The sequence below is a fragment of the Methanolinea mesophila genome (genome assembly GCF_017873855.1).
GTDB classification, from domain to species: domain Archaea; phylum Halobacteriota; class Methanomicrobia; order Methanomicrobiales; family Methanospirillaceae; genus Methanolinea_B; species Methanolinea_B mesophila.
Window position 1 is genome coordinate 100,530 of the sequence record NZ_JAGGKR010000002.1, and the last position, 13,552, is coordinate 114,081.

Here is a 13,552-nt window from a genome sequence, read left to right on the forward strand (position 1 = left end):
CCCTGGCCGCCCGGGGGGGGTCATGATCCTCCTCCTCGACCTCTGCTTTCGGGAAGGATCCCTCTCCTTTCCTGAGTTCGTAAGTCCGATCCGCCGGATAGTGGAAAAAAGCGGGGGTGAAGCGGAGACAATCCACTATTCAGACCTGGATTCCCTCCCGACCGGGATTTCAGGGATAATACTCTGTGGTACCGCGTTGAAAGACAATTCGTACCTGGAGCATCCGGATCGGTTCTGCTGGCTCGAACGCTCCCGCATCCCCGTTCTCGGCATCTGCGCCGGGATGCAGGTGCTTGCCCGCCTGCTCGGAGGAGAAGTGGTACGGGCACCGGAAATAGGTATGACGGAGGTGAAGGTCACACAAAAGGACGTGGTTCTCGGTGATGAAAGGATATTCCCTGCCTATGAACTCCACAACTTCGGGGTGACCCTGCCGCCGGGATGCACGGAACTCGCAGGGTCGGGGTGTTGTATCCAGGCGTTCCTCTCCAGGGAACGACCGTGGTGGGGAGTGATGTTCCACCCCGAGGTCCGGAACGAATGGGTCGTGGAGCGGTTCGTCGGGGTCTCTCTCTCCGGACCGGCCGACTGAAAGGCCGCTCACCCGACCGTCAACCCGTTCTCTTCTGCGATCTCCGTGAATGACCTGGCGAGGTACTCGGCCTGGGCCCTGGTCATCCCGTATGTATTGTATTTCCACACTTTGGTCGCTCCCGGGATAATCCCCGCGATACCCCGGTCTTTCAGGGCGCTGGAGAAGAAAAACCCTCTCTTTTTGTGAGTCTGTGCAACCTTGTCGAAAGAGTCCAGTGAGTCCACCCGGGTCAGGGTATGCTTCCGGGGGAACTCCGACCTGATCTTCGTGCCCCTGATAGAACGGAGCGCCTCTACGACCAGGTTTCCGTTGGCGAGTTCCTGCTCCCACCTTGTGACCCGTTCCCGGACACGGGGGAATGAGGCCATCATCCCGATCAGGGTGACCCCCATCAGGGTGCAGCCCATCATCTCCACTTCCTTCACCCCGAACGTACGGCCGGTCTTGTCGGTCTTCGTCATCGTGGTGCGGAATACCTCTTCTGCCCGCTCCCCGGTGGTCGCAAGGACTCCTGACGGGGCGGGAGCCGCCATACTCTTGTGCCCCGATCCCACCACAAAGTCTGCACCCAACGCTTTCCCGTCGACAGGCATGATCCCCACGGTATAGGCCCCGTTGTAGAGTACCGGGATGTCATACCGGTGTGCAACCCGGATGATCTCCTTCACCTGGTGTTCGTTGCCGTACTGGTAATCGAAATGGTCGAGGAAGAGCAGCACCGGAGGCCGGCCGAACTCTCTATTCACTTCTTCTATGGTGGACGCCGCGGCGTCCGCGGTGATGATGTTCTCTCTTCCCGGGATCTCCCGGAGCACACCGCCGTTTCCCTCGACCGCAAGAACCTCGGTATAGTGCGAGAGTGCGGTGATCAGCACAGGGTCTCCTTTTTTCACGTAGGTACCGGCCACCGCCTGGAACCCCCTCCGTGCCCCGGGGACTACCCGGGCGACGTCCATGTTCAGGAATGCTGCCAGGTCGTTATGAAATTGGTCGACCGGGGGGGTTTTTATCTGGTCGAGGCGGAACGGTTTACGGCAGTTATCGCAAACCGAATACCCGTCCCCATAGGCGATCACAGCCTTCATTGCCTCGGCGGTCAGCCTTCCGCCTACCTGGATAGGATCGATATTGATGGAGGACTCGTCCACATCCCGGACATCGATCGGTCCTGCACACTTCATTTGAGCAGTTCCTCCCGGAGGATCCTGACCTGGGTCTCTATCTTTGCCAGGATCTTCTCCGCGTTCTCCCGTCCGGAAGGGTCGAGCGTGTGAGCGGGGGCGGTCTCCCGGAGCATGACCCGGAGGTCGGTGAAGAGGAACATACCCTGAAATACCGCATCTACAGCCCTTTTCGACATGAATTCACCATACTAATATCGCAACCGGAGTATAAGAGTTAGCGATCGTAACGCCCGCACAGTCCCTGTCCGAATATGACTCCTGAAATTTCGGGCACGTTACCGGCGTTCCTAGAAACTTCGGGTATCGCATATCGTACTTTGTGTGAAATGACTGTACACCCCCTGGCGAAACCCTCGTCCGGTGCGTTCCGGGCAGTCACCTGAAAATTCCGGGAGATCCGGGAAGAGTACGATGTTCCGGGTAATTTCAGCAAAAAGAACAGATTTCCGGATTCGAAGGGAATAATGCAGGGGAAACTATTTTTCACCCTGTATTTTCTTTTTCGTTTCGATCGTTTTATTGATCTTTTTTATGGAGACACCGTTTACTACCGCGTCTCCTGTCGCGATATACCGCTTGATGACCATTCCTAGGACTTCCACAACATCGCCCACCTTGATCTTCTCTTCGGGCTGGGTGAATAACTTCACCGATATCTCGCCACTCCGGTCTGCGACGATATAGGATGGCCTGTTCAGGAACTGGAACCTGATCTTCTCGACGACACCCTCGATCCTTACGGGTTCGCCGACCATGTTCAGATTGATCATCTTGATGCGGACAGGCCGTGCTTCACGTTCATACTCGGGCCTTACCGCGGCATATTCGCTCTGGCTCATGTAATTGAGACCGATCGGTATCACGAAGAGCAGAACCAGCGTCGGGACACCCCATAACAGGATCCGGGAATCTCCGCTCACGAAATATGCGTATGCTAAAAAGATGGCGAAGACCGCCACCACCGCAACCGCGACGATGGAGACCTTTACCTCGACTTTTCCAATTCTCATTCAATCCCAGTTACTTGAGTGCGGCGATTTCCTTCCGGAAGGCTACCCAGTAGAGGACACCCACGAAGAGCAATCCGCCGACGATGTTGCCGATGGTCACAACGATGATGTTGTTTGTCCACATCGTGACCCAGGTCAGCCCGGCGTTTATCTTGGTCGGGTCGGTGATGAATGCCTGGGTAAAGAGACCGGCAGGAATGAAGTACATGTTCGCGACACAGTGCTCGAATCCCGAGGAAACGAAGGCCATGATCGGGAACCAGATCCCGAAGAACTTACCGATGAGGTCGTCGGCACAGATACCGAGAAGCACTGCAAGGTTAACCAGCCAGTTGCACCCGATTGCCTTCAGGAATGCGGACCACTGAGCGGCAAGGCTCACATAGCTGACCTTTGCGCCGGCTATTGCGATCGCCCTTGTTCCGAATGCCGATACGGTTACGGCTCCGGCTGCATCCCAGGTGCTGAACGGTCCGTAGGCCATGATGTAGGCGTAGACGATAGACCCGATCAGGTTTCCGATATATACCCATACCCAGAGGTTGATGATTGAAGCCCAGCTGATCTTGTGGATGAACGCTGCCATCGGGGCAAGCATCGCGTCACCAGTGAAGAGTTCTGCTCCGGTGAGCACGATGATAATAAGCCCGACGGGGAAGACGGCTCCCGTAATGAGCTGCGAGAACCCTGCGCTTGCGGTTCCGAAACGCAGAGTGGCATCAGCTGCCTGAATACCGGTACTGCAGACGGTTGCAAGTGCACCTCCCATAGCGATGTACGCCCCGGCCATGAATCCACGCAGGAGCATATTCCAGGCAGGAAGCCCTACCTTGTATTTTCCGGCATCGCCAGCTTTCGCGACGATAGCGACCGGAGGATGAAATACCATTTTTTACACACCTCTCTCAAATGTCCGACCTATACCAGTAACCTATTAATTCACTTTTCGTATAGGTTCAAAATTAAAATCCTTTCTGGTGTTATTAATAATTTTCTAATTGATTTTCGGGGTTTATATGGATAATAACTGATTTATAGAGAAAATCAATGAGTGAAGGGATAAGGAGAATGATTTTAAAGCCCGGATTTCGTCAGACATTCTTCTTCCTTCCGGAAGCGTCCCTCGCATATTTTCCGAATTCACCTCCGTTTAACCGATCTCCGGGGAATACAGGACCGTCTTTGCATACGCGCAAACCCCCGGGATCCATGCAGCAGGAGCCGCATACCCCCACCCCGCATTTCATATAACGGTGCAGGGAGAACTGCCCTCTCGCTGAGATCCCTTCCTGCCTGAGCGTGTGAAATACCGCCTCCATCATCCGTTCCGGGCCGCAGACGAGTATCGACTGGTAACCATGGAGGTCACGGCCGGCCATGAGATCCCCCACCCGGCCGTGATGACCCGCGCTCCCGTCGTCGGTGGCGGTCGCGAGTTCGGTGCACTCTTCGAGACGGTCGCAAAAGAGGAGTTCGCTCGCGGTGCGGGCTCCGAGTAGGAAGGTTTCGACCTTTCCCTTCAGGGCACAGGAGAGAAGGGGTGCCGCACCCACTCCTCCTGCGACCGCGAGCGTTCTCCCCCGGGGGGAGAACCCGTTCCCGAACGGGCCCCGGATTCCGATCTTCGCTCCTTCGCTGAGGGCACAGAGCTCCCTCGTTGCATCGCCGACTTCCTGGACGGTTATGGAGGTGCCCGTGGAGAGTGCCATGGGGACCTCATCACGGCCGGGAACCCAGACCATGACGAACTGGCCGGGGTTAAAGACCATCTCCCGGTCGAATACCAGGGTGGTAATCCCCGGCGTCTCCCGGATAACCCTGGTGATTACCGTAACCGTGGGGAGCAGTTCAGACATGGGCGCACCCCACCAGTTCCGCGGATGGTTCGCCGTCCGGTGAATAGAGTTCTCCCGCGATTCGTTCGAAGACCCTGAGGTCCGAGTGCACTGCGCTCCCGATCTGGACCGCGGTAGCACCGGCCATCATCATCTCTATCACATCGCCGGCCGATGAAACCCCCCCGCATCCGATAATGGGGATGGAACAGGCCTCATACAGCTCGTATACGCACCTGACCGCGATAGGGAAAATGCTCCTCCCCGAGAGCCCGCCGAACCTGTTGCCGAGGACCGGGCGGCGCATCCCGGTGGAGATCCTCATGGCTTTCACGGTATTGATGGCCACCAGGGCCCGGGCACCTCCGCGCTCCGCTGCAATTCCGCACGCGGTGATATCGGTCACGTTCGGGGTCAGCTTGACCCACACCGGTATGCCGAGGTCCGCCACCGCCCTGGTGCACGCTTCGACCAGCCGAGGATCGGCCCCCAGGGCTGCCCCATAGCCCGCGGCGTGCGGGCAGCTCAGGTTCAGTTCTACCCCGCGTGCCTTCCCGGCGAACCACCCTGCGACCGTGGCGAACTCTTCAGGACTCCCGCCGTACACGCTCACCACCACCGGTTCGCCCTGCAGGGGGACAAGCTCGTCCACGAAATCAGACGAGGGGTTCGGAAGCCCCATGGCGTTCAGGATCCCTCCTTCCATTACCACCAGGCACGGCCCTGCGTGACCCTCGTTCGGGAAGGGCCCGATGGACTTGGTCACCACCCCGCCCGCCCCGAGCGACAGCACTCTCTGAAGGGATGCGCCCGTAGTACCGAGCACGCCGGCGGCCAGGATAAGGTGGTTCTTCAGGTCCACGCCGCCCGCCCGCACCGGGCCAGGCAAAAGACTCACCATTCGAGAAAAAGATGGACGTAATTGTAATTATTTATTCTGTGCGCTCGTATAGTAGTGATATGGTTACCCTCGCAGTGCTCGGCACCGGAAAGATCGGCGGGGAGGTCGCGTACCTTGCAGCAATGTCCGGCTTGATCGACCGGATGGTGATGTATGATGCAGCAAAGCCTTTCCTTCGCGCCCAGGTGCTCGACATCCAGCATACCGGGCTCGATATCGAGATAAGCACGGACTGGCGGGCTGCACGCGATGCGGACGTCTGCGTCTTTTCAGCAGGCATCCCCCGCACGCCCGAGGTCAAGACCCGCGCCGACCTTCTCTCAGCAAATATCCCGGTCGCCGATGAATGCAGTCTGGCATTGAACAAGTTCACCGGGGTCCTCATCACGGTCACGAATCCCATGGACGCGAACAACCTGTACCTGTGCAGGAAGAACGGCTTTGAACCATCGCGGTGCATCGGATTCGGCGGGCAGCTCGACAGCGCCCGTTTCGGGATCGCGCTGAAAAAGAAGGGCATTTCCGGGGACCCCTGGGTCCTCGGCGACCACGGGGAATATCAGGTGCCACTCTTCTCCCGTCTGGACGCGCCGGTGGACATTGCCGTCAGGGAAGAGATCCTGGCAGGACTGCGTGGGGCGAGCATGGAAGTGATCCAGGGCAAGGGCGGGACGGTCTTCGGGCCCGCGTACCATATCGCAGGGCTGATGAGAAGCATAATCCTCGACGAGCGGCGGATTATCCCGTGTTCATGCGTGCTTGAAGGAGAGTACGGCGTCTCCGGATGTTCGCTGGGCGTACCCGCGGAGATCGGGCGGGAAGGGATTTGCTCGATAAAGGAATGGGATCTGGACACATGGGAGCGGGAGCACTTCGATGCTGCCGCGGGGTTCGTGCGGGACCTTGCCGCACATATCGGGCACTGAACTGATGGACGGGAAGCATGCAGGGGACGACATAAGTGAGGAGCCCGGTACCGGAGCTCCGGGATGCGGGGAACCGGGGATCGAGATCGCCATAAACCAGGTGGAGTACTCGAATACCCCCGAGGGTCCGGTAATTCATGTCTTCGGCCGGGATCGCGAAGGCGCTGCGCATCACCTCGTGGTCACCGACTTCCGCCCCTATTTTTATGTCCCGCTCACCCAGGCGGACACCATGCGGCACCCGGCACAGGTGGAGGTGGAGACCGTAAAGGAATATCTTTCCATCCGGGGCGACAGGCTGCGCAGGCTCTATACCGGCAGACCCACCGATGTCCGCGAGGTTCGGGACCGGTATCATCATTTCGAGGCGGACATCCCTTTCGCAACCCGCTTTATGATCGATACCGGCCTCACCGGGGGGGTAAAGGCCCCGGGGAGCATCGCGGAGTACGGTGAACTGGAACCCTCGGGGGTGAATTATCCCGCCCGGATATGCATGATCGATATTGAGTGCGAGGACGAACGGGGATTCCCGGAACCCGAACGCGACGCGATCATCTGCATCACCTCCCACGACTCGTTCTGCGACGACTACGCGAGCTTCATATATTCTCCCCGGGAGAACTGCGACCTCACGGTCTTTTCCGGGATGGCCCCGAAGAAGAACGGCTGTTTCCTGCCCGGGACCCACGCGATCCACACCTATACCACCGAGAAAGAGATGATGAAGGGGTTCGCGGAGTACATCAGGTCCCGGGATCCCGACATAATCAGCGGCTGGAACCTGACCGACTTCGACCTCCCGTACATCACCCGGAGGATGGAGCAGCTGGGCCTCTCTCCCGTGCAGCTCTCCCGTCTCGAGGGACAGACAGAACGGAACGCGCTCCGGGGCCGGGGGCTCTTCGATCTCCTCCAGGCGTATAAGAAGATGCACGGCTCGCAACTGGAGTCGTACCGCCTCGACGCGGTGGCGGAGAAAGAAGTGGGGGACTCGAAGGTGCGCTACCGGGGAAAGATCAGCGACCTCTGGCGGGAGGACCCCTGCCTCCTGGTGGAATACAACTATAAAGACGTGGAACTCTGCGTCGCAATCAACAAAAAAAACAGGATCATCGAGTTCTACCGGGAGATTGCGCGGTACGTGGGCTGCCCCCTCGACCGGACCCTGAACTCCTCGTCGGTGATCGATATCTTTGTCCTCCGGAAGGCACACGGGCACTTTGTCCTTCCTTCGAAAGGCTTTGCGCAGGGGAGCGAGTTCGAGGGGGCCACGGTGTTCGACCCGAGCCTCGGGTTGAAGGAGAACGTGGTGGTGCTGGACTTAAAATCCCTCTATCCCATGGCAATGATGACCATCAACGCATCCCCGGAGACAAAGGACCCCTCGGGGGAGTACCGTGCCCCGAACGGTGTCCGGTTCAGACAACACCCCGACGGACTCACCAGGAGCATTATTTCCGAGCTGCTGGTGGAACGGGACCAGAAGAAGGCGCTCCGTAACACATTCCCGTTCGGGTCCGAGGAGTACGTGCTCTACGACCTGCAGCAGAACGTGCTGAAAGTGATCATGAACACCTACTACGGGGTCTCGGGTTATGCGAGGTTCCGGCTCTACGACCGGGAGATCGGGGCTGCGATCACCTCGGTGGGAAGGGCGATCATCGAGCATACCCGGAACGTAATCGAGGGGCTCGGATACCACGTCATTTACGGGGACACCGACTCATGCATGGTGGTCGTACCGGAGGGGCCTATGCCGGAGATCATCGCCACCGCACGGGCGATCGAGGCGCAACTGAACGAGAGTTACGGAGATTTCGCCCGGAACGAGCTGAATGCCGGGTCGCATTACTTTTCCATCAAGTTCGAGAAGGTCTATCGCCGGTTTTTCCAGGCCGGGAAGAAGAAGCGGTACGCCGGCCACCTGGTCTGGAAGGAGGGGGCCGACGTGGACCAGATCGATATCGTCGGCTTCGAACTCCGAAGGAGCGACTACCCCCCGATCACCAAGCAGGTGCAGCAGAAGGTGATCGAGATGATCCTGAAGGGTGCGGGGTATGCGCCGGTGAAAGAGTACCTGGGAGAGATCATCAGGAGTTACCGCACCGGGAAATTCTCCCTCGACGAGATCGGCATTCCCGGTGGCATCGGGAAGCAGCTCCACGATTACCAGACGGACGACGCTCATATCCGGGGCGCGAAGTATGCCAATCTCCAGCTGGGGATGGAATTTTCAAAAGGGTCAAAGCCGAAACGAGTGTACATCCGGAATGTCACCTCGAAGTACCCCAAGACGGACGTCCTCTGCTTCGAGTACGGCGACCAGGTCCCGGCGGAGTTCCAGGTCGACTGGGAGCTGATGCTCGACAAGACGATCAAGCAGCCCATCACCCGGATCATCGAAGCTCTGGGATGGGAGTGGGCCGACATCGACCCCTCCCGTACCACCCTTTCACAGTGGGGGATCGGGTAGGTACCGGATCTCCTTTTATTGAGAAGATGCCACAGGGGATAGTAATTTCACAGTAGTTTCTCCTCCCGGACGGTATCGTATCGAACCTGGCACGGCATTTTCAGGTTTGAAGAGTAAGGGTGGGGGCAGGACGTCCCCGGGGTCGGGGTCCTCTGCCCCGCGAGCGGGTGAGGATGCATTTACCTGCCGGGTCGCTTTTTTTTCGTGTCAGACCGAAACGGGATCAATGGAAAGTGCTATCCGGCAGCCCGGCACGCCATCGCAGGGTAGTCACACGGGCCTCTTTCTCCCCGCATCCCGGAAACGTTCCGGGGAGATTTCACGGCTCGATCACGAATTTCGAGCGATAGACCATGAGCGTGATCTTCCATTCTCCTTCAGCCTCCTCGAGCTGAAAGTCGTACTCGCCGACAAAGGTCCTCACCTTTCCTCCGCTGCCTTCCGCCAGGTAATGAATCGCGATCCCGTAACAAAAGACCCTGGCCTCGCGTTCCCCCAGAGTCACCAGGAAATTTCCGACCTGGTGATGGAGGGCGGGCACGTCTTTTAACCCTTCTTTCCAACCGTCCGCGATTGCACCGGGGGACTCCGTAGAAGGGACGCCTCCGCCGAGCGAGGTCATATCGAAGAACACAGCATCTGCAAAACAATTCTGCACGCCGTTCCAGTCTCTGCGGTCCGTTGCGACAAAGAGGCGGATCACCGCCTCGACGACCCGGTCCCTTTCCGGTACAGGTTTCTGTCCCGTCATCGTTGCTCCATCCCATGGAGTATGTGCAGTATAATAACCCTGGCGGGAAGTTCCCACCTGTCGTTCGATCACCTGTGTGCCGGTGGCGTGGCAGAACCGGAGGCACCGGCACTGCATCCGTCTGCCTGTACCAAAAATCCGATGGACGTTGAGTGACTGAACGTAGCCGTTGTTTCAAGGTCTTTTTCGGGATGGCTGACAGGTATATGCATCGGCGGGCGGTAGCGGCCTGGCGTCGGATTCCTTCACGCGAGGCGGATGTGGAGGCAATGTGTATCGGAGGACGGGTCTCCGGATGGCAGAGACCATTATACCTCCCCGGAAACGATTGATCATCATACATGATCGCCCCCGACCGCATCCCCCGTATCGTCATCGCCGGCACCCACAGCGGGTGCGGGAAGACCACCATCGCCCGGGGCCTCATGCAGGTCCTGGTGGAACGCGGTCTTTCCGTGCAGCCTTTCAAGGTCGGCCCGGACTTCATCGATCCCGGGTTTCACACCGCGATCTGCGGGCGGGTATCCCGTAACCTGGACCCGTTCATGATGGGGGAGAACGGTGTCCGGAAAACGTTTGCCCGCGCATGCGCCGGGGCGGATATCGCGGTGATCGAAGGGGTCATGGGGATGTTCGACGGCCTGGACGGGACCGGATTCGCGAGCACTGCCCAGGTGATGGCGCTCCTTTCCGCACCTGGCGCCCTGGTGGTAGATGTGAAGGGCATGTCGCGGAGCGCCCACGCCCTGGTCCGGGGGTACTTCAGCTACGACCCGGGCATTATACTCGGTGGAGTGATCTTCAACCGTGTAGGGAGCCCACGCCACCGGTTGCTGATAGAAGCGGGGCTCGAGACCACCGCACTGGGGTTCGTCCGCCGGGACCGCCGTGCTGACCTGGAGAGCCGGCACCTCGGGCTGAAGATGGCGCACGAGGTCACGGACCATACCGGGGTGGGGGCACTCGTGCGAGAAGGCTGCGATCTAGACCGTATCCTGGCGCTGGCGGGGAGTGCCCCCCCTGTACCCGGGGGAAACCGGATCCGGTATCCCGGGGGTATGAAAAAAGGGGAGAGGATCCGCATCGGAGTCGCACGGGACGAGGCGTTCTGCTTCTACTACCAGGACAACCTGGACTGCCTTGCTGCTGCGGGTGCGGACCTGATCTTCTTCTCACCGATCCGGGACCCGCTCCCGGAGGTCGACGCGGTGTACCTGGGTGGAGGGTATCCGGAGCTCCATGCCGGAGCGCTGTCGTGCGCACCCTGCACCAGGGAAATCCGCACCCGTGCCGCGGACGGTCTCCCTGTCTACGCCGAGTGCGGAGGTTTGCTCTACCTGTGCGAGGAGCTCGTGGCAGGGCCGGGGACCTCACACCGGATGACAGGGATTCTTCCGGCAGCGGCAGAGATGACGGAGGGGATCCAGGGACTGGGATACACAGAGGGGACCTGGACCGGTGCGGGGTTCATCCCGGCCGGTCTCCCGGTGAAGGGACACGAGTTCCACTATTCCAGGATCCACCCCTCCCCCGATGCAAGATTCTCTATCAGGCTCACCCGCGGAAGAGGCATCTTCGGGTGCCTGGACGGGTTGTACGAACACCGCTCCGTGGGAAATTACACTCACTCCTACTTTTCTTCCGAGTTCGCACATTCGCTGATCCTCGCCGCAGAAGATTTCCGCCGATCATAAGTCCGAGCCTCGATCTCCCTGTCACGCCCGGGGTCGCGAGCGGGATTGTACTGCCCTGATCGAGCACCCTCGTGACGAGCGCGGCATTTGATCCGGGCGGCTCTCCTGTCAGGAACGAGATCCGGAAGGGGGGGTGGAGTGGAGGATATTACCGGGCCTGGTGAGGATGTTCTCGAATGCGCGGTGAAGTACCTCCACATCCCGGCCGGCAGCCGGGGAACACAGGAGGCCTATCGTCACCGAATGAGGAAGCACCAGGGAATGCGTGTCAATCTCATCGCGCTCTTCCTTTACAGGGAGAAAATGGTCGCCAGCCTGCTTACTACATGCCCGGCAAATGTGAAGCGCCGGACGGGCGCCGGGGCGCCAAGATGATAAAGAACAGGCGTGACTGTACATGTTAATGGTGAACCTATGAGGAGCGACGAGGCAAAACAGGGATACCAGAGAGCGCCGAACAGGTCGCTGCTCCGGTCTCTCGGGGTTACCGAGCAGGAGATGGGGCGGCCGTTCATAGGGATCGCGAACGCCTGGAACGATATCGTGCCGGGGCACATCCACCTTCGTGCCCTTTCGCAGAAGGTCCGGGAGGGGATTGCCGCCGCGGGAGGTGTGCCGTTCGAGTTCGGGGTGATCGGGATATGCGACGGGATCGCGATGGGCCACCAGGGGATGCGTTACTCGCTCCCCTCCCGTGAGAACATCGCCGATTCGATCGAGCTCATGGTCCAGGCCCACCGGTTCGACGGGATGGTCTGCGTGGGAACCTGCGACAAGATCGTGCCGGGAATGCTGATGGCCGCAGCCAGGATGGACATCCCCTCAATCGTGGTGACCGGGGGCCCGATGCTTCCCGGCTTCCGGCAGGGAAAGGATCTCTCCCTGATCGACGTCTTCGAAGGGGTAGGAAAAGTAGCCGCGGGTTCCATGACCGAGGCGGAACTCTGCGACCTGGAAACCTGCGCCATGCCCGGGTGCGGGTCCTGCCAGGGCCTTTACACCGCGAACACCATGGCCTGCATGACCGAGGCAATGGGAATGTCCCTCCCGGGGTGCGCCGCCTCTCCCGCGGTGGACGCATCGAAACTCCGCATCGCCCGGGAGTCCGGGGAGAAGGTGATGGACCTGGTACGGGGCGGGATCACCCCCCGGAGAATCATCACTCTCCCCGGCCTCGAAAATGCGATTCGGGTGGACATGGCGCTGGGAGGCTCGACCAACACCGTCCTCCACCTGATGGCGATTGCCCGCGAAGCGGAAGTTCCTTTGAACCTTGGCTCCTTCGACAGGATAAGCGACACCGTACCCCATCTCAGCCACATGCAGCCATCGGGGGTCCATTCCATGCTCGCCCTCCACAGGGCGGGCGGGATCCCGGCGGTTCTCTCCCGGTTACAACCGATGCTCTCACCGTCAGTCACGGTATCCGGGAAGGACATCCTGGAGATCGCTGCGGAATCCCGGGTGCAGGACGACGAGGTTATCCGGCCCCTCGACTCACCGGTCAGCGCGGCAGGAGGGTTGAAGATCCTCCGCGGGTCCCTCGCCCCCGACGGTGCGGTGGTGAAGTGCGCCGCGGTACCGAAGGATATGTGGCGGCACAAGGGGCCGGCACGGGTCTTTGATAGCGAAGAGGGGGCGATGAACGCCATCCTTTCCCGGGATATCCGGGAGGGGGACGTGGTGATCGTCCGGTTCGAGGGACCGAAGGGAGCGCCCGGAATGCCCGAGATGCTCTCCCCGACATCGGCCCTCATGGGTCTCGGGTACTCGAAGGTGGTGCTCCTCACCGACGGGAGGTTCTCGGGAGGAACCCGCGGCCCCTGTATCGGGCACATCGCACCCGAGGCGGCGGTGGGCGGCCCTCTCGGGCTCGTGAAGGAGGGGGACCCGATCAGTGTGGACCTTTTCGCCAAGAGCCTCATGCTCGAAGTGGATCCCGCGGATCTCGAAAAGAGGAGAAAAACCTTCGTCCCGAAACTGAGGCAGGTGTCGGGCGTCCTGACCCGATACAGGGAAGCCGTGGACCAGGCGGATCATGGCGCGGTCCTCCGGTGAACTCGTGCGGAAACATTGACCGCCTCACTTGGAGTCCCGTAGTCTGTCGTATCACGGCTCCTTCGGATGCGGGACAAAAAGCATCCGGCCCCTGAACTTGATTCTGCAGGCCCGTCGCCCGA

General features: G+C 59.8%; 13 protein-coding genes. 6 read left to right on the forward strand and 7 right to left on the reverse strand.

All coding sequences use genetic code 11. The features are described from left to right. The first annotated feature begins 22 nt into the window (after positions 1-22). Positions 23-592, forward strand: a complete 570-nt coding sequence (locus J2741_RS11930; protein WP_209675868.1) for a type 1 glutamine amidotransferase — start codon at positions 23-25, stop codon at positions 590-592. Between the two features lie 8 nt (positions 593-600). On the opposite strand, the gene pscS is transcribed toward J2741_RS11930, so the two are convergent. The 6 genes from pscS to J2741_RS11960 form a co-directional block, all read right to left on the reverse strand. Continuing rightward, on the reverse strand, positions 601-1,776 hold the full coding sequence (gene pscS / locus J2741_RS11935; RefSeq protein WP_209675870.1) for an O-phospho-L-seryl-tRNA:Cys-tRNA synthase: 1,176 nt from the start codon (positions 1,774-1,776) through the stop codon (positions 601-603). Further along, positions 1,773-1,955: a hypothetical protein gene (locus tag J2741_RS11940; RefSeq protein WP_209675872.1), complete on the reverse strand. Its 183-nt coding sequence runs from the start codon at positions 1,953-1,955 to the stop codon at positions 1,773-1,775. The genes pscS and J2741_RS11940 overlap by 4 nt, the downstream gene beginning before the upstream one ends. A 300-nt stretch (positions 1,956-2,255) precedes the next feature. Then, complete coding sequence (locus J2741_RS11945; RefSeq protein ID WP_209675874.1) at positions 2,256-2,789, reverse strand: nucleotide-binding protein; 534 nt, start codon at positions 2,787-2,789, stop codon at positions 2,256-2,258. Between the two features lie 10 nt (positions 2,790-2,799). Next, positions 2,800-3,678: a formate/nitrite transporter family protein gene (locus J2741_RS11950; RefSeq protein WP_209675877.1), complete on the reverse strand. Its 879-nt coding sequence runs from the start codon at positions 3,676-3,678 to the stop codon at positions 2,800-2,802. 202 nt (positions 3,679-3,880) lie between these two features. Then, complete coding sequence (locus tag J2741_RS11955; protein ID WP_209675879.1) at positions 3,881-4,645, reverse strand: dihydroorotate dehydrogenase electron transfer subunit; 765 nt, start codon at positions 4,643-4,645, stop codon at positions 3,881-3,883. Then, complete coding sequence (locus J2741_RS11960; protein WP_209675881.1) at positions 4,638-5,525, reverse strand: dihydroorotate dehydrogenase; 888 nt, start codon at positions 5,523-5,525, stop codon at positions 4,638-4,640. The genes J2741_RS11955 and J2741_RS11960 overlap by 8 nt, the downstream gene beginning before the upstream one ends. A 59-nt stretch (positions 5,526-5,584) precedes the next feature. Here J2741_RS11960 and J2741_RS11965 point away from each other — a divergent pair, with 59 nt between their 5' ends. Together J2741_RS11965 and J2741_RS11970 are read left to right on the forward strand one after the other, a co-directional pair. Then, positions 5,585-6,451: a malate dehydrogenase gene (locus J2741_RS11965; RefSeq protein WP_209675883.1), complete on the forward strand. Its 867-nt coding sequence runs from the start codon at positions 5,585-5,587 to the stop codon at positions 6,449-6,451. Next, positions 6,402-8,927 carry a DNA-directed DNA polymerase gene (locus J2741_RS11970; RefSeq protein ID WP_245249797.1) on the forward strand — a complete coding sequence of 842 codons (2,526 nt, stop codon included), beginning with the start codon at positions 6,402-6,404 and terminating at the stop codon, positions 8,925-8,927. Before J2741_RS11965 ends, J2741_RS11970 begins: the two co-directional genes overlap by 50 nt. Before the next feature lie 319 nt (positions 8,928-9,246). Here J2741_RS11970 and J2741_RS11975 read toward each other — a convergent pair whose 3' ends face one another. Further along, on the reverse strand, positions 9,247-9,678 hold the full coding sequence (locus tag J2741_RS11975) for a nuclear transport factor 2 family protein (RefSeq protein WP_209675885.1): 432 nt from the start codon (positions 9,676-9,678) through the stop codon (positions 9,247-9,249). A gap of 341 nt (positions 9,679-10,019) precedes the next feature. Here J2741_RS11975 and J2741_RS11980 point away from each other — a divergent pair, with 341 nt between their 5' ends. The 3 genes from J2741_RS11980 (at position 10,020) to ilvD (ending at position 13,430) form a co-directional block, all read left to right on the forward strand. Next, positions 10,020-11,372, forward strand: a complete 1,353-nt coding sequence (locus J2741_RS11980; RefSeq protein WP_209675888.1) for a cobyrinate a,c-diamide synthase — start codon at positions 10,020-10,022, stop codon at positions 11,370-11,372. Between the two features lie 138 nt (positions 11,373-11,510). Next, positions 11,511-11,747: a hypothetical protein gene (locus J2741_RS11985; protein WP_209675890.1), complete on the forward strand. Its 237-nt coding sequence runs from the start codon at positions 11,511-11,513 to the stop codon at positions 11,745-11,747. 39 nt (positions 11,748-11,786) lie between these two features. After that, positions 11,787-13,430: a dihydroxy-acid dehydratase gene (gene ilvD / locus J2741_RS11990; RefSeq protein ID WP_209675892.1), complete on the forward strand. Its 1,644-nt coding sequence runs from the start codon at positions 11,787-11,789 to the stop codon at positions 13,428-13,430. Positions 13,431-13,552: the final 122 nt, after the last annotated feature.

Excerpts from the sequence above, each read along its gene's own strand:
- ilvD (WP_209675892.1), top strand. The coding sequence starts at position 11,787 with ATGAGGAGCGACGAGGCAAAACAGGGATACCAGAGAGCGCCGAACAGG.
- J2741_RS11980 (WP_209675888.1), top strand. The coding sequence starts at position 10,020 with ATGATCGCCCCCGACCGCATCCCCCGTATCGTCATCGCCGGCACCCAC.
- J2741_RS11930 (WP_209675868.1), top strand. The coding sequence starts at position 23 with ATGATCCTCCTCCTCGACCTCTGCTTTCGGGAAGGATCCCTCTCCTTT.
- J2741_RS11940 (WP_209675872.1), bottom strand. The coding sequence starts at position 1,955 with ATGTCGAAAAGGGCTGTAGATGCGGTATTTCAGGGTATGTTCCTCTTC.
- J2741_RS11975 (WP_209675885.1), bottom strand. The coding sequence starts at position 9,678 with ATGACGGGACAGAAACCTGTACCGGAAAGGGACCGGGTCGTCGAGGCG.
- J2741_RS11960 (WP_209675881.1), bottom strand. The coding sequence starts at position 5,525 with ATGGTGAGTCTTTTGCCTGGCCCGGTGCGGGCGGGCGGCGTGGACCTG.
- J2741_RS11945 (WP_209675874.1), bottom strand. The coding sequence starts at position 2,789 with ATGAGAATTGGAAAAGTCGAGGTAAAGGTCTCCATCGTCGCGGTTGCG.
- J2741_RS11955 (WP_209675879.1), bottom strand. The coding sequence starts at position 4,645 with ATGTCTGAACTGCTCCCCACGGTTACGGTAATCACCAGGGTTATCCGG.
- J2741_RS11950 (WP_209675877.1), bottom strand. The coding sequence starts at position 3,678 with ATGGTATTTCATCCTCCGGTCGCTATCGTCGCGAAAGCTGGCGATGCC.
- pscS (WP_209675870.1), bottom strand. The coding sequence starts at position 1,776 with ATGAAGTGTGCAGGACCGATCGATGTCCGGGATGTGGACGAGTCCTCC.
- J2741_RS11965 (WP_209675883.1), top strand. The coding sequence starts at position 5,585 with ATGGTTACCCTCGCAGTGCTCGGCACCGGAAAGATCGGCGGGGAGGTC.
- J2741_RS11970 (WP_245249797.1), top strand. The coding sequence starts at position 6,402 with ATGCTGCCGCGGGGTTCGTGCGGGACCTTGCCGCACATATCGGGCACT.